The sequence below is a fragment of the Burkholderia sp. B10 genome (assembly GCF_004368385.1).
In the GTDB taxonomy this organism is placed as follows: Bacteria; Pseudomonadota; Gammaproteobacteria; order Burkholderiales; family Burkholderiaceae; genus Burkholderia; species Burkholderia vietnamiensis.
The window spans coordinates 35,368-59,127 of sequence record NZ_PQMX01000035.1 but is presented as its reverse complement, the minus strand read 5'-3'; the positions used below and the strand labels follow the sequence as shown (position 1 = coordinate 59,127).

General features: G+C 67.1%; 24 protein-coding genes. 14 read left to right on the top strand and 10 right to left on the bottom strand.

Translation table 11 applies throughout. The annotated features are described in order from the left end of the window. Positions 1–58: 58 nt before the first annotated feature. The gene (locus C3Y15_RS18445) at positions 59–772 is read right to left on the bottom strand and encodes a 3-oxoacid CoA-transferase subunit A (protein ID WP_011881086.1); all 714 of its coding nucleotides are present in this window, start codon (positions 770–772) and stop codon (positions 59–61) included. Positions 773–914: 142 nt separating this feature from the next. Then, a complete protein-coding gene (pobA, locus tag C3Y15_RS18440; RefSeq protein ID WP_069246399.1) occupies positions 915–2,147 on the bottom strand; it encodes a 4-hydroxybenzoate 3-monooxygenase in 1,233 nt (410 codons plus the stop codon). Positions 2,148–2,263: 116 nt separating this feature from the next. Between pobA and C3Y15_RS18435 the strand changes: the two genes are divergently transcribed. The 3 genes from C3Y15_RS18435 to C3Y15_RS18425 all read left to right on the top strand — a co-directional run bounded on the left by C3Y15_RS18435 (position 2,264) and on the right by C3Y15_RS18425 (position 4,734). Then, the gene (locus C3Y15_RS18435) at positions 2,264–3,190 is read left to right on the top strand and encodes a LysR family transcriptional regulator (RefSeq protein ID WP_011881088.1); all 927 of its coding nucleotides are present in this window, start codon (positions 2,264–2,266) and stop codon (positions 3,188–3,190) included. Between the two features lie 111 nt (positions 3,191–3,301). After that, complete coding sequence (folE, locus tag C3Y15_RS18430) at positions 3,302–3,931, top strand: GTP cyclohydrolase I FolE (RefSeq protein WP_011881089.1); 630 nt, start codon at positions 3,302–3,304, stop codon at positions 3,929–3,931. Continuing rightward, the gene (locus C3Y15_RS18425; RefSeq protein ID WP_011881090.1) at positions 3,931–4,734 is read left to right on the top strand and encodes an SDR family oxidoreductase; all 804 of its coding nucleotides are present in this window, start codon (positions 3,931–3,933) and stop codon (positions 4,732–4,734) included. Before folE ends, C3Y15_RS18425 begins: the two co-directional genes overlap by 1 nt. A gap of 178 nt (positions 4,735–4,912) precedes the next feature. On the opposite strand, the gene epsC is transcribed toward C3Y15_RS18425, so the two are convergent. Both epsC and C3Y15_RS18415 read right to left on the bottom strand, forming a co-directional pair. Next, on the bottom strand, positions 4,913–5,833 hold the full coding sequence (epsC, locus tag C3Y15_RS18420) for a serine O-acetyltransferase EpsC (protein ID WP_041494248.1): 921 nt from the start codon (positions 5,831–5,833) through the stop codon (positions 4,913–4,915). Positions 5,834–5,968: 135 nt separating this feature from the next. Then, complete coding sequence (locus C3Y15_RS18415; protein WP_011659947.1) at positions 5,969–6,202, bottom strand: hypothetical protein; 234 nt, start codon at positions 6,200–6,202, stop codon at positions 5,969–5,971. A 238-nt stretch (positions 6,203–6,440) separates the two neighbouring features. On the opposite strand from C3Y15_RS18415, the gene C3Y15_RS18410 reads away from it, so the two are divergent. The 3 genes from C3Y15_RS18410 to fnr all read left to right on the top strand — a co-directional run bounded on the left by C3Y15_RS18410 (position 6,441) and on the right by fnr (position 8,215). Further along, positions 6,441–6,695, top strand: coding sequence for a hypothetical protein (locus C3Y15_RS18410; protein ID WP_124259652.1), 255 nt, complete (start codon positions 6,441–6,443; stop codon positions 6,693–6,695). Positions 6,696–6,875: 180 nt separating this feature from the next. Further along, positions 6,876–7,343, top strand: coding sequence for a universal stress protein (locus C3Y15_RS18405; protein WP_045578369.1), 468 nt, complete (start codon positions 6,876–6,878; stop codon positions 7,341–7,343). Positions 7,344–7,468: 125 nt separating this feature from the next. Then, positions 7,469–8,215: a fumarate/nitrate reduction transcriptional regulator Fnr gene (gene fnr / locus C3Y15_RS18395; RefSeq protein WP_011881094.1), complete on the top strand. Its 747-nt coding sequence runs from the start codon at positions 7,469–7,471 to the stop codon at positions 8,213–8,215. 50 nt (positions 8,216–8,265) lie between these two features. Here the strand turns inward: fnr and C3Y15_RS18390 are convergent, their stop codons facing one another. After that, positions 8,266–9,159: a LysR family transcriptional regulator ArgP gene (locus C3Y15_RS18390; protein WP_059475327.1), complete on the bottom strand. Its 894-nt coding sequence runs from the start codon at positions 9,157–9,159 to the stop codon at positions 8,266–8,268. A gap of 104 nt (positions 9,160–9,263) precedes the next feature. On the opposite strand from C3Y15_RS18390, the gene C3Y15_RS18385 reads away from it, so the two are divergent. From C3Y15_RS18385 to C3Y15_RS18350, 8 genes are all read left to right on the top strand, one after another. Continuing rightward, positions 9,264–9,884 carry a LysE/ArgO family amino acid transporter gene (locus C3Y15_RS18385; protein ID WP_034193423.1) on the top strand — a complete coding sequence of 207 codons (621 nt, stop codon included), beginning with the start codon at positions 9,264–9,266 and terminating at the stop codon, positions 9,882–9,884. A gap of 292 nt (positions 9,885–10,176) precedes the next feature. Beyond that, positions 10,177–11,121, top strand: a complete 945-nt coding sequence (locus C3Y15_RS18380) for an aldo/keto reductase (RefSeq protein WP_014724229.1) — start codon at positions 10,177–10,179, stop codon at positions 11,119–11,121. A gap of 387 nt (positions 11,122–11,508) precedes the next feature. After that, the gene (locus C3Y15_RS18375; protein ID WP_069240571.1) at positions 11,509–11,862 is read left to right on the top strand and encodes a hypothetical protein; all 354 of its coding nucleotides are present in this window, start codon (positions 11,509–11,511) and stop codon (positions 11,860–11,862) included. Positions 11,863–11,998: 136 nt separating this feature from the next. After that, positions 11,999–14,347, top strand: a complete 2,349-nt coding sequence (locus C3Y15_RS18370) for an FdhF/YdeP family oxidoreductase (RefSeq protein WP_069246398.1) — start codon at positions 11,999–12,001, stop codon at positions 14,345–14,347. Continuing rightward, on the top strand, positions 14,337–15,731 hold the full coding sequence (locus C3Y15_RS18365) for a cytochrome ubiquinol oxidase subunit I (RefSeq protein WP_034193427.1): 1,395 nt from the start codon (positions 14,337–14,339) through the stop codon (positions 15,729–15,731). The genes C3Y15_RS18370 and C3Y15_RS18365 overlap by 11 nt, the downstream gene beginning before the upstream one ends. 43 nt (positions 15,732–15,774) lie before the next feature. After that, positions 15,775–16,764, top strand: a complete 990-nt coding sequence (locus C3Y15_RS18360; protein WP_011881102.1) for a cytochrome d ubiquinol oxidase subunit II — start codon at positions 15,775–15,777, stop codon at positions 16,762–16,764. Between the two features lie 105 nt (positions 16,765–16,869). After that, complete coding sequence (locus C3Y15_RS18355; RefSeq protein WP_011881103.1) at positions 16,870–17,214, top strand: DUF4148 domain-containing protein; 345 nt, start codon at positions 16,870–16,872, stop codon at positions 17,212–17,214. Between the two features lie 96 nt (positions 17,215–17,310). Continuing rightward, positions 17,311–18,219 carry a LysR family transcriptional regulator gene (locus tag C3Y15_RS18350; RefSeq protein ID WP_011881104.1) on the top strand — a complete coding sequence of 303 codons (909 nt, stop codon included), beginning with the start codon at positions 17,311–17,313 and terminating at the stop codon, positions 18,217–18,219. 119 nt (positions 18,220–18,338) lie between these two features. On the opposite strand, the gene C3Y15_RS18345 is transcribed toward C3Y15_RS18350, so the two are convergent. From C3Y15_RS18345 to C3Y15_RS18325, 5 genes are all read right to left on the bottom strand, one after another. Then, positions 18,339–18,911 carry a DUF3331 domain-containing protein gene (locus C3Y15_RS18345; protein WP_014724234.1) on the bottom strand — a complete coding sequence of 191 codons (573 nt, stop codon included), beginning with the start codon at positions 18,909–18,911 and terminating at the stop codon, positions 18,339–18,341. Then, positions 18,898–19,848: an AraC family transcriptional regulator gene (locus tag C3Y15_RS18340; RefSeq protein WP_080484442.1), complete on the bottom strand. Its 951-nt coding sequence runs from the start codon at positions 19,846–19,848 to the stop codon at positions 18,898–18,900. The genes C3Y15_RS18345 and C3Y15_RS18340 overlap by 14 nt, the downstream gene beginning before the upstream one ends. A gap of 770 nt (positions 19,849–20,618) precedes the next feature. Continuing rightward, positions 20,619–21,395, bottom strand: a complete 777-nt coding sequence (locus C3Y15_RS18335) for a substrate-binding domain-containing protein (RefSeq protein WP_045578484.1) — start codon at positions 21,393–21,395, stop codon at positions 20,619–20,621. A 91-nt stretch (positions 21,396–21,486) separates the two neighbouring features. Further along, positions 21,487–22,473: a malate dehydrogenase gene (locus tag C3Y15_RS18330; protein ID WP_011881108.1), complete on the bottom strand. Its 987-nt coding sequence runs from the start codon at positions 22,471–22,473 to the stop codon at positions 21,487–21,489. Between the two features lie 104 nt (positions 22,474–22,577). Next, positions 22,578–23,729, bottom strand: coding sequence for a TDT family transporter (locus tag C3Y15_RS18325; protein WP_069240573.1), 1,152 nt, complete (start codon positions 23,727–23,729; stop codon positions 22,578–22,580). Between the last annotated feature and the right edge of the window lie 31 nt (positions 23,730–23,760).

Below are 23,760 nucleotides of genomic sequence, written 5' to 3'. Positions count from 1 at the left end.
CTGTCGACCGGCGCGGGCGCTGCCGCGCGAACGCCGGTCCCATACGAGGTTCGGGCCGTCAGGCGGCTTGCGAGGCGCGTTCGGCAGCCAGCTCGGCCGCATGCGCGGCCTGCGGCACTTCGACGACGCGCTGCACGAAAATGCCCGGCGTCACGATGTGTTCCGGGTTCAGCGCGCCGAGCGGCACGACTTCCGACACCTGTACGATCGCGACCTTCGCCGCGCTGGCCATGATCGGCCCGAAGTTGCGCGCCGTCTTGCGATAGACGAGATTGCCCCAGCGGTCGCCCTTGTACGCCTTCACCAGCGCGAAGTCCGCATGGATCGGCGTTTCGAACACGTACGACTTGCCGTCGATCACGCGCGTTTCCTTGCCTTCGGCGAGCTTCGTGCCGAAACCCGTCGGCGTGAAGAAGCCGCCGATGCCGGCGCCGGCCGCGCGGATCCGCTCGGCGAGGTTGCCCTGCGGCACGAGCTCCAGCTCGATCTCGCCCGCACGGTACAGCCCATCGAACACCTGCGAATCGCTCTGGCGCGGAAACGAGCAGATGATCTTGCGAACGCGCTTGGCTTTCAGCAGCGCCGCCAGCCCCGTCTCGCCGTTGCCCGCGTTGTTGTTGACGATCGTCAGGCCGCGCGCGCCCTGCTCGATCAGCGCGTCGATCAGCTCGGACGGCATGCCCGCCGTACCGAAGCCGCCGATCATGATGGTCGCGCCGTCGTGAACGTCCGCCACCGCCGCTTGAAGCGATTCGAAAATCTTGTTGACCATGTCTCTTCCTGATACGAACCCGCGGCACGATGCGCGGCCTGTCGAAGTGACACGCGGAGCGCGTGCCGCGCCGCAGGCCGTCGTCGACCCTCGGCTTTTGTTCGCCTATCGAACCTTGATTCGATTAGCGAACGATTGCCGATCATAGAGTCGCGCACAGCGCGTTGTCAAGGCGGGTTGCATCGGAGGCGAGCTGGTCGTCGAACGGCAGGCCGACGTAGTTTTCGGCGAGCGACTGCGCGGCGGCCCGCGAGCGCGTCACGTACTTCAGCTCGGCGAACTTCAGGCGATTGACGAACGGCGAATCGTCGGGCGACGAATGCAGCATGTTCGTCATGAAGTATGAGAAATGCTCGGCGCGCCAGATGCGTTCGAGGCAGGTCGCCGAGTAGCGCTCGAGCGGCGCGGCGTCGCCATCGCGGTAGCGCGCGCCGAGCGCGCGGGACAGCACGCGCACGTCGGCGACCGCGAGGTTCATCCCCTTGGCGCCGGTCGGCGGCACGATGTGCGCGGCGTCGCCGGCGAGGAACAGCCGGCCGTGCTGCATGGTCTCCGACACGAAGCTGCGCATCGGCGTCACGCTCTTCTGCGTGATCGGGCCTTCGGTCGGCGTCCAGCCGGTGTCGTTCGAGAAACGCGTGTGCAGCTCGTCCCAGATGCGCGCGTCGGGCCATTCGGCGAGGTCTTCGTCGGGCCGGCATTGCAGATAGAGGCGCGTGACCGTCGGTGAGCGCATCGAGAACAGCGCGAAGCCGTTGTCGTGATGCGCGTACACGAGCTCGTCGAGCGACGGCGCGGCATCCGCGAGGATGCCGAGCCACGCGAACGGATAGACGCGTTCGAACGTGTTCAGCTTCTCGGCGGGGACCGTCTGCCGCGCGATGCCGTGAAAGCCGTCGCAGCCGGCGATGTAGTCGCAGTCGATGCGCTCGGCGCAGCCGTCCGCATGGGTGAACGTGACGAACGGACGGTCGCTCTCCACGTCGTGCAGCGCCACGTCCGAGACGTCGAAGTGCATCTGATGGCCGTGCGTATCGCCGGCCGCGATCAGGTCGCGCACGACTTCGTGCTGGCTGTAGACGGTGATCGCGCGGCCGCCGGTCAGCCCGCTCAGGTCGATCCGGTGACGCTGGCCGGAGAACAGCAGCTCGATGCCGTGATGTTCGAGCCCCTCGCGCCGCATCCGGTCGCCGAGGCCGGCTTCGTTCAGCGTGTCGACCGTTCCCTGCTCGAGCACGCCGGCGCGAATGCGGTTCTCGCAGTATTCCCGCGAGCGGGCTTCGACGAGGATGGAATCGACGCCTTGCAGGCGCAGCAGATGGGAAAGCAAAAGGCCGGAAGGACCGGCGCCGATGATGGCGACCTGGGTGCGCATTGTTCGTCTCCTGAACATTAATTCGAATCGTGGAACACATTTCAGCGCTTTCCCGACTATCCGGCAACGCGATTCAGCGGATATGTTCTATTCATTTTCAAGATATTGGCCCGGCGATGGACGCGCTCGATCTGAACCTGATTCCCTATCTCGTCGCGCTCGACGACACGCGCAACGTGAGCCGCGCCGGCGACCTGCTCGGCGTGAGCCAGCCGCGCGTGAGCACGGCGCTCGGCCGGCTGCGCGCCTACTTCGGCGATCCGCTGTTCGTGCGCACGTCGCGCGGGATGGAGCCGACGCCGCGCGCGCTGGCATTGCTGCCGGCCGCGCGCGATGCGCTCGCGCAGATCGAGCGCGGCCTCGTCGCGCCGCACGACTTCGATCCGGCAGCGAGCACGCATACGTTCTCGATCGCGCTGTCGGACGTCGGCGAGATCGTGTTCCTGCCGAAGCTGCTGCAGGCCTTCGCGAGCCTGGCGCCGCATGCGAACCTGCGTTCGGTATCGCTGTCGCACGACGAAGTGGGCCGCGGGCTCGAAGCCGGCTCGATCGATCTGGCGGTCGGCTATTTCCCCGATCTCGACGGCAACAACTTCTTCCAGCAGCGGCTGTTCACGCACCGGTTCGTCTGCCTGATGCGGCGCGGCCATCCGCTCGAACACGCGCGCCCGCTGACGGTCGAGCAGTTCCTCGGCTGCGGGCACGCGGTGGTGCGGGCCGAAGGACGCAGCCAGGAAGTGCTCGAGAAACACCTCGCGAAGCAGCGCATGCAGCGCCGCGCGGTGCTCGAGACGCCGCACTTCATGAGCCTGCCGTTCATCCTGAGCCGCACCGACCTGATCGCGACCGTGCCGCATGCGATCGGCTACGCGTATGCGGCCGAGCACGCGTTCATCGTGCCGGTCGAGCCGCCGCTGCCGCTGCCGCGCTTCGACCTGAAGCAGCACTGGCATCGCAAGTTCCACAACGATCCGCGCACCGCGTGGCTGCGCGGCGTCGTCGCGTCGCTGTTCAACGACGAGCAGGACGAATGGCCGAAGTAGCGGACGCGCGCGGCAGGCGGTACGCACGTACGCACGGGCGGCCAAAGCATGAAACAATGTCCGGATATCCGCGCCGCCGCTGGCGGCCGCATTCGATGGAGCGATCAGAAGATGGGTAAGAAAACCACGCGGCCCGAACCGGCCGCCTCCCGGCCGACCCGGGAAGAAGCCGAGGATGCCGTTCGCGTGCTGCTGCGCTGGGCCGGCGACGATCCGGCCCGCGAAGGCCTGCTCGACACCCCGGCGCGGGTCGTGCGCGCATACGAGCAGTTCTTCGCCGGCTATGCGCTGGAGCCGCGCGACATCCTCGCGCGCACCTTCAGCGAAGTCGACGGCTACGACGAAATGATCGTGCTGAAGGACATCCGCTTCGAGAGCTACTGCGAGCATCACATGGTGCCGATCATCGGCCGTGCGCACGTCGCCTATCTGCCGAACCATCGCGTCGTCGGCATCTCGAAGCTCGCGCGCCTCGTCGATGCCTTCGCCAAGCGCCTGCAGATCCAGGAAAAGATGACCGTGCAGATCGCCGATACGCTGTTCGACGTGCTGCAGCCGAAGGGCGTCGGCGTGATCCTCGAAGCCGCGCACCAGTGCATCTCGACGCGCGGCGTGCACAAGCCCGGCGTGGAAATGGTCACGTCGCGCATGCTCGGCACGTTCCGCACCGATCCGTCGACGCGGCGCGAATTCCTGTCGATCGTCGCGAACCCTTCTTCAGTCAACCTCACCAACACGTAATGCAGCCCCTGAAGCAAGCGGCGAACACGCCCGTCGTGCTCGTGACCGGCGCCGCGCGCCGGGCCGGGCGCGCATTCGCCGAGTATTTCGCCGATCACGGCTACCGCACCGCGATCCACTACGATCGCTCGGCCGACGCCGCCCATACGGCTGCCCGCGCGATCGCCGAACGCGGGCACGATTCAGTCGCGCTGCAGGCCGACCTGTCGGATGCCGCGCAGATCAGCGCGCTGATCGATCAGGTGTATGCGCGCTTCGGCCGCCTCGACGTGCTGGTCAACAATGCGTCGGTGTTCTGGCAGGACCATTTTCCGAGCTTCGAACTCGCGGCGTTCGATCAGGCGTGGGCCGTGAACTGCCGCGCGCCGATCCTCCTCACGCGTGCGTTCTACGAGCGGGCGCGCGCGGCCGGCGCGCAGGGCGTCGTGGTCAACGTGGTCGATCAGAAGATCAAGGAGAACTTCCACCGCGACCACTTCAGCTACACGGTCGCGAAGGCGGCGCTCGGCAACCTCACGCAGATGCTCGCGCTTTCGTCGGCGCCGGTGCTGCGCGTGAACGCGGTGTTCCCGGGGCTGATGCTGCCAAGCGACGATCAAACGCAGGCCGACTTCGAACACGCGAGCCGCGCGTCGACACCGCTCGCGCGCATCGCCGGCCCCGACGACGTGGCGAGCGCGATCCTGCTGCTCACCGGCAGTGCCTACAACGGCGTGGATTTCGTCGTCGATGCGGGGCAGAACCTGATCCGCGTCGATCAGGACGTGCTGTACAAGCACCGATCGCCGGCCGGCAAGCATTGACGCCGGATGAGCGGCGGCGCAGCGCGCTGCCTGCAGCCGCTGGCAACCGGTATCCAGTATCCGGTATCCGGGATGAAACGCATGTCGCCTCGCTGACCGCGAGGCCGGTCGTCGGCCGCCGCGCCGGCCGCTGCGTCGGATGCCGCGCGACCGCGCGCGGCCCCGCTCGCCCGCCGCGTTACGGCTTCTCGGCGCTGCCGCCCTCGCGGACCTTGCCCTGCGCGACGCTCGTGCCGGGCGGCACGCTGTGCGTGAGCCACACGTTGCCGCCGATCACCGAGCCGCGCCCGATCGTCACGCGGCCGAGAATGGTCGCGCCCGCGTAGATCACCACGTCGTCCTCGACGATCGGATGGCGTGCGTTGCCCTTCACCAGCGCGCCGTCGCCGTCGGCCGGGAAGCTCTTCGCGCCGAGCGTGACGGCCTGGTACACGCGCACGCGCTCGCCGATGATCGCGGTTTCGCCGATCACGACGCCGGTGCCGTGGTCGATGAAAAAGCTCGGACCGATCTGCGCGCCGGGGTGGATGTCGATGCCGGTGGCCGAATGCGCGATCTCGTTGATGAAGCGCGCGAGCAGCGGCACGCCGAGCTGGTGCAGCGCATGGGCGAGCCGGTGGTGCATCATCGCGAGCACGCCGGGATAGCAGAGCAGGATCTCGGTGATGTGCTGCGCGGCCGGATCGCCCGCGTACGCCGCCTGGATGTCGCTCACCAGCAGCGCGCGAATCGACGGCAGCTGCCGCCCGAACTCGCGTGCGATCTCGAACGCGCGTTCGTCGAGTGCCGCGAACGGCGTGTCCGCGTGCTCGGGCAGGAACGGCAACGCACGGCGAATTTGTTCAGAGAGGATCCGCAGCGTGCTCTCGAGCGTATGACCCACGTAATAGTCGACGCTTTCGTCGGTGAGATCCGGCGCGCCGTAATGCGTCGGAAACATCGACGCGCGCAGGCCGGTCACGATCTTGCAGATCGCGTCGCGCGACGGCAGTTCACGGATGCCGCGCGGATGGCGGGTGCGATGCAGTTCCTCGCGCGATTCGCGCAAGCCGGCAACGATTTCTTCGAGGCCCCACTGACGGGCGGGTGATGTCGACATATGCCAATGCAGGCGGCCGCGCATCGGCGCGGCCGCTCATGAAGTAACGGGTTCCGCAAGATTACCGCGTTTTCGAGCGGCAGCGGCACGCCGGGCTATCGGCCGGATGGCCGACGCGGTTGCCGCCCGGCGACGTCAGATCGTGATGCTGCTCGCGTCGATCCAGCGCACGGCCCAGTCGCGCGCGTGCGCGATCGCGTCGCCTTCGTCGTTGAACTGGAGCTCGGTCGGAAAGAAACGGTTAGCGACGAGCTCCCCGTCGCTCGATCGGGAGATCACGACGTAGGGCTTGAATGAACCGTCGCTCGCGCGCGCGGGCGCGCAATTCAACAAATAACCGCGGTGCGTGAAGGCAGTAGTCGCTTGCATGAATCCGCCACCTCTAGTCCCTTGTTTGTTGTTCGCTGCCCGTCGTTAAGGGTGTTGCGGCGCCCCGGTGCGGGCAGAGGCGGCGAGACTGCGTCCCCTGTCGCCGCTTCGCAGGAAAGGAATCATACTCTGTAGGAAACGCGGGTTCTAGCTGAAATAAATCAGGACAAATCAGCGCACGCCGCACGACTGTGGCGACCGCCCACCCACCGTTTTCCCGTCGTGTCCGGAACGGGATTTGCTTCGATTCGACACACTTCGCCGCGAGAAAAGCGTCGGCGCGAGCGCCCTTCCCGCACCGTCCGGCATCGAATTCAACGACGTCGACACGCCCGGCGGCGCCATCGGCAAGCCCCTCGCGTTTCAATCGAACGTTCGAAACGCTGCCTGTCGCCGCACACGCCCATCCAGCGCCGTGCCGACACATCCGGCAATATCGGCATCGTCCGTGAAGGACACCCCGCCCGCGCCGGTTTCGATGCACCGGAATTGATCGACGTCATATCCGCGCGAGATTATTGCGATTCAATGAACGCTGCGTACTCATGGGCGCGCGCCGCCCGGCACGACGCTGCAGAATCACGGCCGTTGGTTTACGCTGCCCCGCAGCCGTGCACGGTCGGCTCGGCCATCCGGCCGGCTTTCGTCGTTCAACCCGCCACTCGGAGACACCATGTACAAGCGCATCCTCGTTGCCATCGACGGCAGCGACACGTCCCGCCACGCATTCGACGCAGCCCTCGCGCTCGCGAAGGAACACGGCGCCGAACTGCAACCGTTCTACGTCGTCGAAAACGCCGCGATCTATTACAACGTGCCGGGCTACGATCCGTCCGTGCTGCGCGACCAGTTGCTCGCCCAGGGCAACGCGCTCGCGGCGGAGTTCTCGAAGCAGATGGAGGCGGCCGGCGTGAAGGGCGCCACGCGGATCAACGAGGCATCGTCGCTGAACGACGTGTCGGCGCTGATCCTCGACGGTGCGAAGGCGTTCGGCGCCGACCTGCTGGTACTCGGCACGCACGGGCGCCGCGGGTTCCGCCGGCTGGTGCTCGGCAGCATTGCCGAACAGTGCGTGCGCCATGCGACGCTGCCCGTGCTGCTGATCCCGGCCGCCGCGCACGCGGACGAACAGCACAGCTGAACGATGCGCGCCCACCGCGTGCGACGTCCGTGGCAGGTGCGCGCCATCGCGACGTTTTGTCACCCGACAGCCCGAGCTTGCGGTGGGACAATGATTTCATCAATTCAAAGCCGGAGTAAACGATCATGTTGACGCCCGTCGCCACGCGTCCCGCCGCCACGTCTGCTGCGGCCAACTGGGCTCCCCGTCAGGCACCGCACTGCTCGTCGTGCGCGATGCGGCACCTGTGCATGCCGCAGGGCCTGGCGCCCGAAGTGCTCAGCCGTCTCGAGTCGGTGATCTGCGCATCCCGTCCGGTCAAGCGCGGCGAAGCGCTGTTCCGCGAGGGCGACAACTTCGACAACCTGTTCGCCGTGCGCTCCGGTTCGCTGAAAACCGTCGCCACGCGCCACGACGGCCGCGAGCAGGTCACCGGCCTGCATCTGGCCGGCGAAGCGCTCGGCCTCGACGGCATCTGCGACGACACGCATCCGCGCACCGCGGTCGCGCTGGAAGACAGCTCCGTCTGCGTGATTCCGTACAGCGCGCTGAAGTCGCTGTGCTCGGAAGCGGGTTCGGTGCAGTTGCGCATGCACAAGCTGATGAGCGAGCAGATCGTGCGCGAAACGACGCAGACGATGCTGCTCGGTTCGCTGAACGCCGAGGAGCGCGTCGCCGCGTTCCTGCTCGACGTGTCGTCGCGCTACCTGAAGCGCGGCTACTCGCCGTCGGAGTTCAACCTGCGGATGACGCGCGAAGACATCGGCAGCTACCTCGGCATGACGCTCGAAACGGTCAGCCGCACGCTGTCGAAATTCCAGAAGCGCGGCCTGATCGAAATGCGCGGCCGCCTCGTGCAAATCGTCGACTTCGACGGCCTGCATCACGTCTGATCTCGCGGCGGCGCACGACACGCGCGCCGCCCGCAGCCTTGCCGCGCCGCTCAGTCGAGAAACAGAGCGGCGCGCGCCTTCAGCGCCGCACTGAAATCGTCGAGCCAGCCGATCGACAGGCGCCAGCTCTGCCAGTACAGCTCGATATCGACGGTCCGTCCGCGTGACATGTCGACCAGTTCGCCGGCGGCGAGCTGGCGATCGACCATCCGGTCCGGGCACATGCCCCATCCCAGCCCCGTTTCGCATGCGCGCAGATAGCCCGCGACGTGCGGTATCCAGTGTTGCGGCGGATCGAGATCCGCGCGCGTCACGCGCCGGATGAAACGCGCCTGCAGCCCATCCTTCGGATTGAACATCACGCACGGCGCGCGACGCAGCGCATCGCGCGTGATGCCCGCGCCGAAGTAGCGATCGTGGAACGCCGGCGAGCATACCGCGCGATAACGGATGCGCCCGAGCCGGATCGACCTGCATCCCTGGATCGGTTCGGCCTGCGCCGTCACCGCACCCTGCACGCTGCCGTCGCGAATGCGTGCGGCCGTGTAGTCCTGGTCGTCGATCACCAGATCGAGCAGCGTCTCGCGCTCGGTGCAGAACGGCCCGACCGCATCGATGAACCACGTCGCGACGCTGTCGTCGTTGACGGCCACGCGCAACGTCGGCCATGCGCCCGCAATCTGGCCCGGCAACGCCGGCATCCGGCCGCCCAGCTCGGCTTCGAGCAGTTGCACGCGCTCGGTGTGCCGGCACAGCAGCGCGCCGGACGTCGTCGCGACGCACGGCTGGCCGCGCTTGACCAGCACGCTGCCGACGCGCTCCTCCAGCAGCTTCACGCGCTGCGATACGGCCGATGGCGTGACGTTCAGCTCCTTCGCCGCCCGTTCGAACGAACCGTGCCGAATCACGGCCGCGAGGGCGTCGAGCAACGCGTAGTCGAGCATTAGATTTCCTTAATCCGCATTATGTGAATTAGCTTCTCTTATCTGGACGCTGCCCGCAGACTAGCGCCAACCGATTCACCCGTCTACTGCCTCGATTCCCCATCATGAACTGGATTGCCTTTTCCCACGGCGCCGCGCTGTGCGGGTCGCTCATCGTCACCATCGGCGCACAGAACGCGTTCGTGCTCCGGCAAGGCATCATGCGCTCGCATGTCGGCAAGATCGTGCTGCTGTGCGCGCTGTCCGACATGATCCTGATCGGTGCGGGCGTCGGCGGCGCGTCGGTGCTCGTCGAGCGCTATCCGACCTTCGTTCACGTGGTGCTGTACGTGGGCCTCGCCTATCTCGCGTGGTTCGGCGTCAATGCGCTGCGCCGTGCGCTCAAGCCGGGGCACGACACGCTCGACGTGCGCGGCGACGCGGTCGCGCCGCCGCCGCAACGCGCGGTGTCGATCGTGCTGATGACGCTGGCGTTCACGTGGCTCAACCCGCACGTCTATCTCGACACGTTCCTGCTGATCGGCACGGCCGGCGCGCGGGAGCCGGAAGGCGCGCGACTCGCCTTCGCGATCGGCGCGATGTCGGTGAGCATCGTCTGGTTCGTGGCGCTCGGATACGGCGCGCGACTGCTCGCGCCGTGGTTCCGCAAGGCCGTCGCGTGGCGCGTGCTGGATGGTGCGATCGGCAGCATGGTGCTGTTTCTGGCGGCCGTGCAACTGCGATAGCGAATGCTCGATCGGCCGCTGCGCGCCGGTGGCGGCTTGCCGGTTTTCGTATCGCCTCGGCCGGGCGCGGCGGCTGGCGTATCTGCCGCAGCAGCAAGTATTGCGTCCATCGTGGACGGATCCTCCGCCATTCACCGCCATTTCTCCGTGTCGACGGCGCTGCACGCGCTGCACGTTCCGAGCCGATCAGCGAGAATGTTCGTGCGCCCCGCGACACCGACGCAGGCAGTTCGATCGTTCGCCATCGCGTCGGATTCGGTCCGGGCCCATCCCGCAGATTCCGGAGAACAGCATGGCACTACGCACCCTCGGCACGTCTGACATTCAGGTTTCCCCGCTCGCCTTCGGCGGCAACGTATTCGGCTGGACCGTCGACGAGAACGCATCGTTTGCGCTGCTCGATGCACTCGCCGACACCGGCATCACCTTCATCGACACCGCCGACGTCTATTCGGCCTGGGCGCCCGGCAACCGCGGCGGCGAGTCGGAGACCATCATCGGCAAGTGGCTCAAGCGCTCGGGCAAGCGCGAGCGCGTCGTGATCGCGACCAAGGTCGGCATGCTCAAGGGGCGCGAGGGACTGAGCCGGGACAATATCCTGAAGGCCGCCGACGATTCGCTGCGCCGCCTGCAGACCGACTACATCGACCTGTATTTCTCGCACCGCGATCTGGCCGACACGCCCCTCGAAGAAACGCTCGGCGCGTATCAGACGCTGATCGACGCGGGCAAGGTGCGCATCATCGGCGCGTCGAACTACAGCGGCGCGCGGCTGCGCGAAGCCGCCGACATCAGCACGCGCCACAGGCTCCCCGCATATCAGGTGATCCAGCCGGAATACAACCTCGTCGACCGCGCCGAATACGAGCGCGATCTCGAGCCGGTGGTGCGCGAGCTGAAACTCGGCGTCGTGAACTACTACGCGCTCGCGAGCGGCTTCCTGTCCGGCAAGTATCGCAGCGAGGCGGATCTGAAGAAGAGCGTGCGCGGCGATCGCGTCGCCGGTTATCTCGATGCGCGCGGCCTGCGCATCCTCGCGGCGCTCGACGAGGTGTCGGCGAAGCACAGCACCGAGCCGGCCGCGATCGCGCTCGCATGGCAGATCGCGCGCCCGACGATCACCGCGCCGATCGCGAGCGCCACCTCGCTCGCGCAACTCGCGCTGCTCGGCGAAGCGATGCGCGTGACGCTCGACGACGACGATATCCGCAAGATCGACGAGGCCAGCGCGGTTTGATATCGCGCGCCGCATGCCCGCGTACCGGAACGCATCCGCCATGCGCTACGGCAGGCGCGCGCCGCCCCGGCTGAATCCGTAAAACGGCGCGGCCAGATCCTCCACAAACTGCGAGCGGCGTTCGACGCCGCTCCTGTCACGCACCGCATCGGTATCGAACCGGCCGCCGCCTTTTCGTCGCAAGCCTGCATTTTTCCGCTCGGCTCGGTCGCCACCCGCGCCGGTTGTGCGGCTTCGCGCCCTCGCCTCGCCCGCCATCGTGCAAATCGACCGCACGCCGGGCGAATTCGAAAGCCCTCGCGCACGCGAACGGGCAACATCGGCTCATGCATTCACCGCTCGCCCACGCCGGCTCGCATCGGCGTCCGTTCTGCCCGGAGAGTTGACATGAAGCCGATCGACATCAGGTCCATGAAGCCTTGGCGCGCGGTCGCGCTGGCCGCCGTGGCGGCCGTGGCCGCCGCGCTCACCCACGTCGCCGGATTGCCGACGTTCGACGACGCCGTGCTTTCCGTCGGCGCCGACATGCAGTTGCCGCTGGAACGCATCGCAAGCGATGCGCCGGACGCATCCGCACCGGCCGAAAGCGCAGCGTATCGCCCGGCAGCGCGCTCCGCCGCGGCGCATGCGGCGCAGCTGACCGGTTCGAGCGATGCGCTGCCCCCGCGCGCGACACATCGCGCGTCGCATTCCGCGCCGGCCGACCGGCCCGCGGCCGGCGCTTCGAAAAACTGGATCTGAACCCGCACCGCACGACGCACGCCGACGCACGCCGACACGCACCGCAACGTGCGAATCCGCAACGCGCAAGGCAACGACTCAATCGCGCCGAACGCGAAGCGACGACGATCGAAGCTACCGAAACGAGGAATCTGACATGGCTCGCAACAAAGTCGTACGCATCTACAGCGAACCCGCCGGCGGATGGGGTGCGCTCAAGGCAACCGGCGAAGCGCTCGCGGTGCAGGGCATCGCCGTGTCGGGCGCGAAGACGCTGCTGCAGATGAACCAGCCCGAAGGGTTCGACTGCCCCGGCTGCGCGTGGCCCGACCCGAAGCACACGTCGTCGTTCGAGTTTTGCGAGAACGGCGCCAAGGCCGTGGCCTGGGAAGCCACGGCGAAGCGCTGCACGCCGGCGTTCTTCGCCGCGCACAGCGTGGCGGAACTCGAAACCTGGGACGACTACGACCTCGAAATGGCCGGGCGCCTCACGCACCCGATGGTCTACGAGCGCGCATCGGACCGCTACGTGCCCATCGAGTGGGACGCGGCGTTCGCGCTGATCGGCAAGCACCTGAATGCGCTCGACCATCCCGACCAGGCCGACTTCTACACGTCGGGCCGCGCTTCCAACGAAGCGGCATTCCTCTATCAGCTGTTCGTGCGCGAATTCGGCACGAACAATTTTCCCGATTGCTCGAACATGTGCCACGAGGCCACGAGCGTCGGGCTGCCGCAGTCGATCGGCGTCGGCAAAGGCACCGTGCTGCTCGAAGACTTCGAGCACGCGGACGCCATCTTCATCTTCGGACAAAACCCCGGCACGAACAGCCCGCGCATGATGAGCGACCTGCATGCGGCGTCGCGGCGCGGCGCGAAGATCGTCTCGTTCAATCCGTTCCGCGAGCGCGCGCTGGAACGCTTCGCCGCGCCGCAAGACCCGCTCGAAATGGCGACGCTCGGCTCCACGCCCATCAGCACGTTCCTCTATCAGGTGCGCGTGGGCGGCGACGTGGCCGTGCTCAAGGGCATGATGAAAGCGCTCGTCGAAGCGGACGATGCCGCGCTCGCCGCAGGCGCGCCGCGCATCCTCGACACCACCTTCATCGCCGGCCACACCGTCGGCATCGACGCGTTGCTGGCCGACCTGCGCGCCACGTCGTGGGACGCGATAGAACGCCACGCCGGGCTCTCGCACGCCGACATCGCGAACGCCGCGCAGGTCTACATGCAGGCGCGCAACGTGATTCTGGTCTACGGCATGGGGCTCACGCAGCATCGGCGCGGCACGGAGAACGTGCAGCAGATCGCGAATCTGGCGCTGTTGCGCGGCAATATCGGCCGTCCGGGCGCGGGCATCTGCCCGGTTCGCGGCCACTCGAACGTGCAGGGCAACCGCACGGTCGGCATCACCGAAAAGCCCACGCCCGCGCTGATGGACGGCATCGAGCGCGCCTTCGGCTTTCGCCCGCCCGCCGCGCACGGCCACGACGTGCTGGCCGCCATCGATTCGATGATGCGCGGCTACGCGCGCGTCTTCATCGCGCTGGGCGGCAACTTCGCGGCGGCCGTGCCCGACTGGGTCCGCGTGCAGGCCGCGATGCGCACGCTCGACCTGACCGTGCACGTGGCGACCAAGCTCAACCGCAGCCATCTCGTGCATGGCAAGGACGCGCTGATCCTGCCGTGTCTCGGCCGCACCGAAATCGACCTGCAGGCCGACGGGCCGCAATCGATCACCGTCGAGGATTCGATGTCGATGGTCCACGCGTCCGCCGGGCGCAATGCGCCGGCCTCGGCCCACCTCCGCAGCGAGCCGGCGATCGTCGCCGGCATCGCCCGCGCGACGCTCGGTCATGCGTCGCGCGTGCCCTGGGAGCAGCTGGTCGCGAACTACGACCGCATTCGCGACGCCATCGAAACCGTGTTGCCGATCTTCCAGGCCTACAACGAACGCATTCGTGTGCCGGGCGGTTTCCATCTGGCTTCCACGGCGCGCGAGCGCGTGTGGGCCACACCGAGCGGACGCGCGAATTTCTTCGTGTTCAGCGGCCTCGATGAAGACCTTCATCACGACGATCCCGATGCGCTGCGGCTCACGACCATGCGCAGCCACGACCAGTACAACACCACGCTCTACTCGCACTCGGACCGCTATCGCGGTGTGTTCGGGCAGCGCGACGTCGTGTTCATGAATCCGCGCGAGCTCGGCAGACGCAACCTGCATCCCGGCGAGCGAGTGGACATCGTGGCGCTCGCGGCCGACGGCATCGAACGCATCGTGCGCGGCTTCAAGGTGGTCGAATACTCGCTGCCCGACGGCTGCTGCGGCGCCTACTATCCGGAAGCGAACCCGCTCGTGCCGCTCGACGCCTTCGATCCGCAAAGCCGCACGCCGTCGTACAAGTCGGTGCCGGTCAAAGTGGTGCGCGCGGCCGCGGTCGGGCCGGACTCCGCCGCGTTCGCCGTGGCGCTCAACGCCGGGGAGCACGATCATGCTCAGTGATGTCGTCAGCCTGTCGCGGGCGCAGTTCGCCATGACCGCGATCTTCCACATCCTGTGGCCGATCCTGACCATCAGCCTCTCGGCGTTTCTGCTGCTGGTCGAAGCGCTGTGGATTCGCACCGGCGACGCGCTGTATTACCGCCACGCGCGCTTCTGGAGCCGCCTGCTCGTGCTGAACTTCGCCGTGGGCGTGGTGAGCGGCATTCCGATGGAGTTCCAGTTCGGCACCAACTGGGCCGGGTTCGCGCAGTTCAGCGGGTCGTTCTTCGGCAACATCCTCGGCTTCGAAGGCGCGATGGCGTTCATGCTCGAAGCGGGGTTCGTCGGCGTGATGATGCTCGGCTGGAACCGCGTGTCGCCGAAGGTCCACCTGTTCGCCACGTCGATGGTCGCGCTGGGGTCCACGCTCTCCGCGTTCTGGATCATGGTGGCGAATTCGTGGATGCAAACCCCCGCGGGCGTGAAGCTGGTGGACGGCAAGCTGGTGGTGACGGACTACGTGGCCGCCATCTTCAATCCGGACATGGCATGGGGCGTGTCGCACATGTGGGTGGCCGCGATCGAGACGGGGATGGTCGTGATCGCCGGCATCTCCGCATGGCAGATGCTTCGCCGCCGCGAACCCGCGTTCTTTGCGCGCTCGTTCAAGCTCGCGCTCGTCATGCTCGCCGTGGTGGCACCGCTGCAGATCTGGCTCGGCGATTCGAGCGGCGTCAGCGTATTCGCGACGCAACCGGCGAAAGGCGCGGCCATCGAGGGCCACTGGACCACCAACGCACCCGGCACCGGCGCGCCGTGGTCGCTGCTGGCGTGGCCCGATCGGCAACGACAGCGCAACGACTGGTCGATCGAAATCCCGGGGCTGTTGAGCGTCATCGGCACGCATTCGCTGCACGGGCAGGTGAAAGGCCTCGCCGACTTCCCGCGCGCCGACCAGCCGCCGATGATCCCGCTGATCTACTACGCGTTCCGCGCGATGGCCGGCATCGGCTTCGTGCTGGCGCTGCTCGCCGGGTGGACGGCGTACGCGGTGTATCAGGCGCGCGGCGACCTGGCCCGGCTGCTCGCGAGGCGCAGGCTCCTCATCGCGTGGGTGCTCTGCATTCCGCTGCCGTACGTCGCCGTGGAAGCCGGCTGGATCGTGCGCGAGGTGGGGCGGCAACCGTGGGTGATCTACGGGCTGCTGCGCACGAGCGACGCCGCGTCGGCCGTGGCGGCCGCCCCGGTGGCGGGCAGCCTCGCGATGTTCGCCGCGTTCTACGTGGTGCTGATCGTCACGTTCTTCGCGCTCGCGCGGCGCTGGTTGAAGCGCGGCCCCGACCTCGCCGCGCCGCTGCCCGGCGCCGTCGCGGTCCGCGAGCAGGCGACCGCCGTGACCTATTGATTTCTTATCGACCTCTTTGCGCGCCCCTGCGGGCGAAATGACGATGAACACTTCCGCTCATTCGATGCTGGCCTTCACGTGGTTCGCGCTGATCGGCCTGATGCTCGTCTTCTATGTCGTCACCGACGGCTTCGATCTCGGCGTCGGCATGCTCACGTTGCTCAAACGTACGCGCGACGAACGCGACGTGATGGTCGAGACGATCGGCCACGTGTGGGATGCGAACGAGACCTGGCTCGTCGTGGTGGGCGGCGCACTGTTCGGCGCCTTTCCGGCCGCCTACGCGCTGTTGATGCAGAGCCTCTACGTGCCCGTGATGACGATGATCGCCGGACTCATCATGCGCGGCGCGGCGATCGAATTTCGTCACGGCGACCGGCACGGGCCGGCGTGGGATACGGTATTCGGCGCGGGCAGCCTGGTGGCCGCGATTTCGCAGGGCGTCATGCTCGGCCGCATCGTCACGGGGCTCGCGCCCGGCGCGTTCGGCGTCGCGTTTTCCGGCGTCGCGGCGCTCGGCGTGGTGACGGGTTATGCGTTGCTCGGCGCCACCTACGTCGCGAAGAAGACGGTGGGCGCCCTCGAACAGTGGGCTCGTCGTATCGCGTTGCTGTGCGCCGTGCTCACCGTGGCGGCGGCGGCCGTGCTGACGGCGGCCACCTGGGCCGGCAGCGCGGTGGGACGCGAGCGGTGGCTCGAGCCCGGCGTGTTCCCGGTGCTCGCGGCACTGGCCCTGTGCGCCGCACTGTCGTTCGCGTGGCTGGTCGCTTCGCTCTATCTGGGCAGCGTGCGCGGGCCGTTTCGCGCCGCCGTGGCGCTCTTCGTGGTCTCGTTCACGGGGCTCGCGGTCAGCGTCTATCCCGACTTCGTGCCCGGCAGGCTCGCCATTCTCGCGGCTTCGTCGGATACGGCGACGCTGGTGTTCATGCTGATCGGCATCGGCTTCATCTTTCCGGTGATGATCGGCTACAACCTTTATCAGTACTCGGTCTTTCGCGGCAAGGTGACGGGGACGGCCCGAGCGGGCGACTGACCCGCTCCGCGCGGCACGACGATCGTTCGGCGGGTCTCGACGTCGCCCCACGCGGGGAGGCAGGGATCGTTGCGGCGTACTCAACCGAACCGAAGGAGTCTCATCATGAAAACGCTCGCATGCATCGCGCTCGTCCTCGGCACCCTCGCCGCTCCTGCGTCGGGCTTCGCGCAAAGCAACACGCCGCTCACGCGCGCACAAGTCCGCGCCGATCTGGTCCGCGTCGAACGCGCTGGCTATAATCCGGCACCCGGAAACGATCCTCGGTATCCGTCGGACATCCAGGCAGCCGAAGCGACGGTCGCCGCGCAGCAGCAGGCGGCGAGCGGCTTCGGCAGCGCGCCGGCGGACGGCACCTCGGCAAGCGGCAAGCGCATTCACGCGGCTACGCGCGCAGGCGCGTCGTGCGTCGGCCCGGCGAGCTTCTGCAATTCCTATTTCGGCAGCTGACCGCACGTGCCGTACACCGTCCAGCCGAGGCCGCCCGCCGGGCAGCCCGGCCCGGATACGTGGCGCGCGGGGCAGCCGGCCTCTGTCCCGCACTCTATGAACTTCACTCACCTTCTCGCCTTTTACGAAGTCGCGCGCGCCGGCAGTATCAGCGCAGGTGCGGAACGACTGCACGTCAGTCAGCCGGCTGTCACCCGCGAGGTCCGCGAACTCGAGGATCGCATCGGCGTCGTGCTGTTCGACCGGCTGCCGCGCGGCGTCGCGCTGACCGAAGGCGGCAAGCTGCTCTACGAGTATGCGAGCCGCATCTTCACGCTCGCCGATACGGCCGAGAAAGAGCTCGCGGAGCTGGCGGGCCTCGGGTCGGGCCACATGAAGATCGGCGCCAGCGGCACGCTCGGCGTGTTTTTCGTCCCCGAAGCGATTGCGCGGTTCAATGCGCTGCATCCCCGTGTCGCGATCGATCTGACCGTCACGAACACCGAACGCGTGGAAGCGGGCCTGCACGACCTGACCTTCACGATCGGTTTCATCGAAGGGCCGTTCGACGAGTCCATTCTCCATGCCCGCCGTATCGGCTCCGACGAAATTGCCGTCATCGCAGCGGCCGGTCACCCGCTTGCGGGCAAGAAAGTACGGGCGCGCGATCTGGCCGAACGCGCCGTCATCATGCGTGAGCCGGGGTCCGGCACGCGCGCGATCGTCGAAGAATCCTATCGTCGCGCCGGCCTCGAAATCGAGCCGCTGATGTCGGTGAGCCATACGGAGGCGATCAAGCGGATGCTGCTGTCCCAGCACGCGCTCGGCTACATTTCGACGCTCAGCGTAACGGACGAATTGCGACGCGGCGAGCTGACCGTCATCGAAGTCGACGACATGAAGATCGTCAGGCCGCTGCACATGGTCTGGGCGAAAGGGCGCTCGCTGTCCCCCAGCGGCCAGGCATTGTTCGACCTCGTGGCGAGCGGCACGCTGAACACCGCGATCGCTGCGGGCGCCGAGTAGCCTGCTGCTTGCCGCCGCGTTGCGTGCTCAGCGCCGCGCGGGGCTCGCACGGCGTTGCGCGCGGCGAGCGGGCACGCGAGTGTTGCGTTTGTTGGGTGCTTGCCGCGTCGCCGCCGACGTCAGCGATCGGTTTCGGTTTCGGCTTCGGCTTCGTGCAGCACCGACTCCAGAATCATCGCCCCGGCATTGAGCGGCTTCGGACGCGCACGCGGTTGATAGACGGCGTCGCCGATGCGAACGGGTTCGCCGCTGAGCGCACACACTCCGCTGGCGCGGGCGCGTGTCACGTGCCAGGTCTGGTCGCCATACGAGCAGTGCGTGGAATCGCGCCATGCGATCGTAACCACGGTCGAGCTGACACGATCGACGAAACTCACCGAAACGGCTCGGCGCTCGGCATCGCTCGCTCGCACGTTTGCACGATGCGCCATCCCGCGCGCGCGCAGCGGCTCGCGCGCCGGCGCGCGCAATCGCAGATCGTCACGGCACAGTTGGGACAGCAGACTCAGCGTTTGCTGCCACGGATCCAGCGCGATCACATCGGTCGAGACGTTCATCGTCGTCCTCATTGCGTCATGGGTTGAACCGTTGCGGCGAGCGTGCTGCGCGATCGCGCGGGCGTCGCTCGATGCGCCGCGAAGAAATCCATCGCTGACGGCCAGGAAGGCCGTGACCCGTTCATTGATCGACATTCGTCTTCGCCCTCCAGCAAAACGGCGTCTCTCCGACGAAGCGTTTGAACACCGTCGTGAAATGGGCTTGCGAGCGGAAGCCGCAGCCCAGTGCGACGTCGAGCAGCCCGTCGCGTGATTCGAGCAGCAGCTGCTGCGCGCGCTCGATGCGCCGCCGCATCAGATACTCGTGCGGCCGCAACCCGGTGGCTCGACGAAACTGCGCGGCAAAGTGCATCCGCGTCAGCCCGACACTGTCTGCCATGTCGGCAAGGCCGATCGGCTCCGCGAGGTTCGCTTCGACGAACTCGACCACGCGACGCATGCGCCACGACGGCAGCGCGGCCGCAACGCGCACCTCGCTCCGGTTGGTCGAGAAGTGGCGAAGGACCACGCGCGACACGATCGCGAGGCTGATGCTGTCGGCGAACACCTTGCCCAATGCCGCGTGCTCCTTGTGCGACACGGCAAGCGCCTGACCGAGCCGCTCGAGCGCCGGATCGCGGATCAGCCGCGGATCGTCGATGACGATGTCGCCCGCATGGGGGCGGCCGAAGAGGTCGGCGTAGCACTCGGCCAATACCGTCTGGGACGCGAACAAGTGCAGCACGTCGCTCGGCGCGCCGAACACGGCGCGACACGCGACGCCGGGCGCCGTTATCTGCGCGGTACCGGCCGTCAACCGGCCTTCGACGAGCGTGCGGCCCGCGTGCGAAAAAGTCAACGACGTGCATTTGAGGTTGATGCCGATGCAGTGCCAGTTCTCGCCGCAGTCGTTCGCCACTTCGAGCGTCTGCGCGCCATTGCGTGTCCAGCGCGAAAGGGCGATATCGATATCGCGGCCGACGCCCGGCTCGCGCCACGCGTGCTCCGCAGCAATAGGGCTGGACGCGCGCGCACCGGCAAGCACGTTGAAACCGGCGGCTGTCTTGCAAGGACTCGACGACGAAAGAATCATGGCTGGCTACCTGACGGGAACATGAAGCGTTACGCACGAGCGGTGCAGTGAATCCACGGTATCGAAACGACACGCGCTGCACCAGTTATACGAAGGGTTGCTCGAACCGCATCGATGGATGAGGCCGGTCATATCGACGTTCAATTCACGATTCGGCACGGCGGCAACCGAACGCCATCGCGTGCGCGGCCGGAACGCCGGCGGCCGATCTCCCGTCGCGGCAGACACCTGCCGCTCGCGGCAACGGCATCGCTCGCGCGTCGTCGCGCCACGAACCGGCGGCCCGAGCCGTGCGGACGTATCGGCAAGCGCGCGAAGCCGGTGCGCTCCTCGCTCCATCGCCGGATGATTCCGCGCGCCGTAGCGTGGCCGTTGGTTCGTGGATCAGGTCGTTCATCGCTGACACCTTGCATAAGCGGTGAGGTGCGCATCCTTGGCGATCACGAGGCACGTCGCCGGATACGGTCGTTGTTCAGTGCTCCCATTGTGATGATCCGACTTGACCTCAGTCGAACACGCGGATGACAAAACTGAAATCTGCGCCGCAGCCACACGCGCGGATGAACCGGGGCTGCTTGTCGGCTACCGGCGTATCCCGGCGTGCGATGGTGCGTACGTAACCGTCCCGAGATGAGGTGAGGTAGTCATCGCGTGTGTTGAAAACGGGCAGTGGCTGCGCGGCCGCCATGCATATCGACTGCGGCAAGACATACGTGTCGCGGGCCGTTCGCCTGGGAACGCACGTTCCGCCGTCGCGCTCCGTCATCCGCTCAACGCACCCAGCCCTCGGTCTTCATGATGGCGGCGCCGCGATCGCTGTTCAGGAAATCGAGGAATTGCTTCGCTTCAGGATCGGCATCCGGGGCGAGCGCAACGTTGACGTCTCGCCAGATCGCCCGGTTCGCGGACAAGCTCACGTAATCGGCTTGGTCGGGATGCGTGATCGGCCAGTCCGGCCAGGTGATCCAGGCATCCGCGTCCTTGTCGACGAACATCCTGAAGCTCGGCCCGCTGCCCTTGCCGAATCCGACGATGTTCCGCCGGAACCGCCTGACGTCGTCGAGACGTCCCATGCGGCCGGCGATGTCCTCCCACGTGCCGGTGCCGGACGTATTCGCCACGCCCGCGCCTTCGGTGACGACGATGCGCATGCCGTCCGCGAGCAGATCGTCGAAGCCGTGGATGTGTTTCGGATTGCCCTTCTTCACGGCGATGACGGCCGGGCGAACATAGATCGGCGTCACGTCGCCCCATCGAAACACCGTGTAGGTTTCGAGCAGCCCGGCCATATCCTCTTCGGAGGTGCCCCACAGAATGTCGGCATCGGCCTGCGCCTTGCGGCTCCACGTGGGCTCCGGTCCGCCGGTCACTGCCACCTTGATGCCCGTTTCGTCGGTGAAGACCTTCGCGACTTTCGCGAATGCGGTATCGGGGCCGCCTGCGCCGTACAGGCGCACGACGCCGTCGCGCGCATCGCGCCGTATCGTCGGATCGGCCGTTTCGTGGGCGGACGCACCGCACGCGAACAGCAGTAACGCCAATGACATGGCCATGTTCTTTTTCAATGCGTTCAGCACGATGGATTCCTTTAGGTGGGTCGTTCGAGCGGGAGTCGGCTTCGATGCGCTTCGGATCGCGCTACAGCGCCAGAATCGCGCGCACGGCCTGCATCTCGTCCACGAGTTCCGCAACCGACGCATCGATGCGCGCGCGCGCCAGCGCGTCGATCTCGAGATCCGGGACGACGCGATAGCGGCCTTCGCTGCAGATCGTCGGCATCCCGAACATCAGGCCGCGCGGAATGCCATACTCGCCGCCGGACACGATGCTCATCGACACCCAGCGCCCGCCGCTGCCGCGAATCCAGTCGCGCATCTGGTCGATCGCCGCATTGGCGGCCGACGCCGCCGACGAGGCGCCGCGCGCTTCGATGATCGCCGTGCCGCGGCGCGCGACTTCGGGGATGAACGTGTCGAGATACCAGCGCTCGTCGCCGACACGCATCGGCGCAGGCTGCTGGTCGATCAGCGCGTGACGGTAGTCGGGGAACATGGTCGGCGAATGATTGCCCCACACCGCCATGCGGCTGACGGCATCGACCGTTACGCCGCATCGGGCGGCCAGCTTCGACACGGCGCGATTGTGGTCGAGACGGATCATCGCGGTAATCGCATCCGCCGGCAGGTCGGGCGCGTAGTGGCGGGCCACCCACGCGTTGGTATTGGCCGGGTTGCCGACGACGAGCACCTTCACCTGCCGGTTCGCCACTTCGTTGAGCGCCTCGCCCTGGGAGCGGAAGATGGCGGCGTTCGCGGCCAGCAGATCGCGCCGTTCCATGCCTTTGCCACGCGGGCGCGATCCGACGAGCATCGCGTAATCGGCATCGCGGAACGCGACGCGCGGATCGTCGCTGATTTCGACCGACTGCAGCAGCGGGAAGGCGCAGTCTTCCAGTTCCATCACCACGCCGCGCAGCGCGTCCAGCGCGTGCGGCAATTCCAGGAGCTGAAGGATGACGGGCTGATCGTCGCCGAGCAGATCGCCGCGGGCGATTCGAAACAGCAATGAGTAGGCGATTTGACCGGCGGCTCCGGTCACGGCGACACGGCGGGCAGGTTTGGACATGCTGGATCTCCTTCGAGGTTGGGTTCGGTGACGCGGATGGAAAGCTGCGCTGCGGCCGGCCGCGTGTTGCACGTGCCGCCGGCGGCAGCGGTTCGACGACGGGTTCAACCGAGCGCGGGCTGCGCACGGACGACGAGACACGGAGCGTGAAACAGTTCGCCGCGGGCGAGGCCGCGCAGCGTGCGGGACAGCACGATCAACCAGAGGCTGCCGAGCAGCGCCGCCAGCGCCATCCCGAGCACGGCGAACGCGGCAAAGCCCGTGGTCCGATAGAGACTGAACGTCACGACGGTGTAGACGCCGAGCGGGAACGTGAAGCCCCACCATCCGAGATTGAACGGCAGCCCGTCGCGGGAATACCGCAGCGTGAACAGCATCGCCGTGGCGAGCCACCACAGGCCGGTGCCCCAGAGCAGCAAGCCGCCGATCACGCCGATCTCGCGCGCGACGAGCGCGGTCGCCTCGAACGCCGTGCCGGCGAACGCGTCGGGCGCGACGTGGCCGAGAGCGAGCAGGCCCAGCGCGCCCGTTCCGATCGGCCCGAGCGTCAGCCAGCTCGACGGACCGAGATCGCGATGCGGCAGCTTGTGGATCACCAGCCGGAAGAACACGACCGTCAGCACGGAAAACGCGAGCGGCACCGACACGGCCCACAGCACGTACCCGGCGGCCACCAGAAAGCGCGCGGTGTATGCGTCGACATGCGGCGCGAGGACGGCGGCGCTCGACGCCGCCACTTCCGGCGCGACGATCGGCAGCAACAACACGGCCGTGATGCGCTCGAACGCATGGTCCTGCGCGGTGAACATCATGTACGGCACGCCGACTGCGACGGCGAGCGCCAGTACCGCATCGACGCACCACAAGCCGTAGGCCAGTTGGCTCGCCGCTTCGCCCGCATGCGAGCCGGCGAACATGACCAGCCCGTTGATGATCGGCGCGAGCCCCATCGGCACGGCGCCGAGGAACATCGACTGCAGCGGGTGATGCAGCATCGGGCGGATCGTTTCCGGATAGAAGATCCAGCGTGCCAACAGCATGCCGGCAAACACCATGTAGAGCGCGCTGTCGGCCACCCACAGCGTGTGGGCCAACGCCATCTGCCCTGCGAAGTGCCACGGCAATCCGGCAAGGACGAGGAATACGATTCCGTTGCCCATCGTCATCGCGAACCAGTTCGGGGTGAACTGCCGAATCTTGTCAGCGAGATTTTGTCGGCTATGGGCCGCCGTCGTGCCAGGCCTTGTCGGATTCATCGCTGTTCTCTCGAAAGGGATCGAATATCGA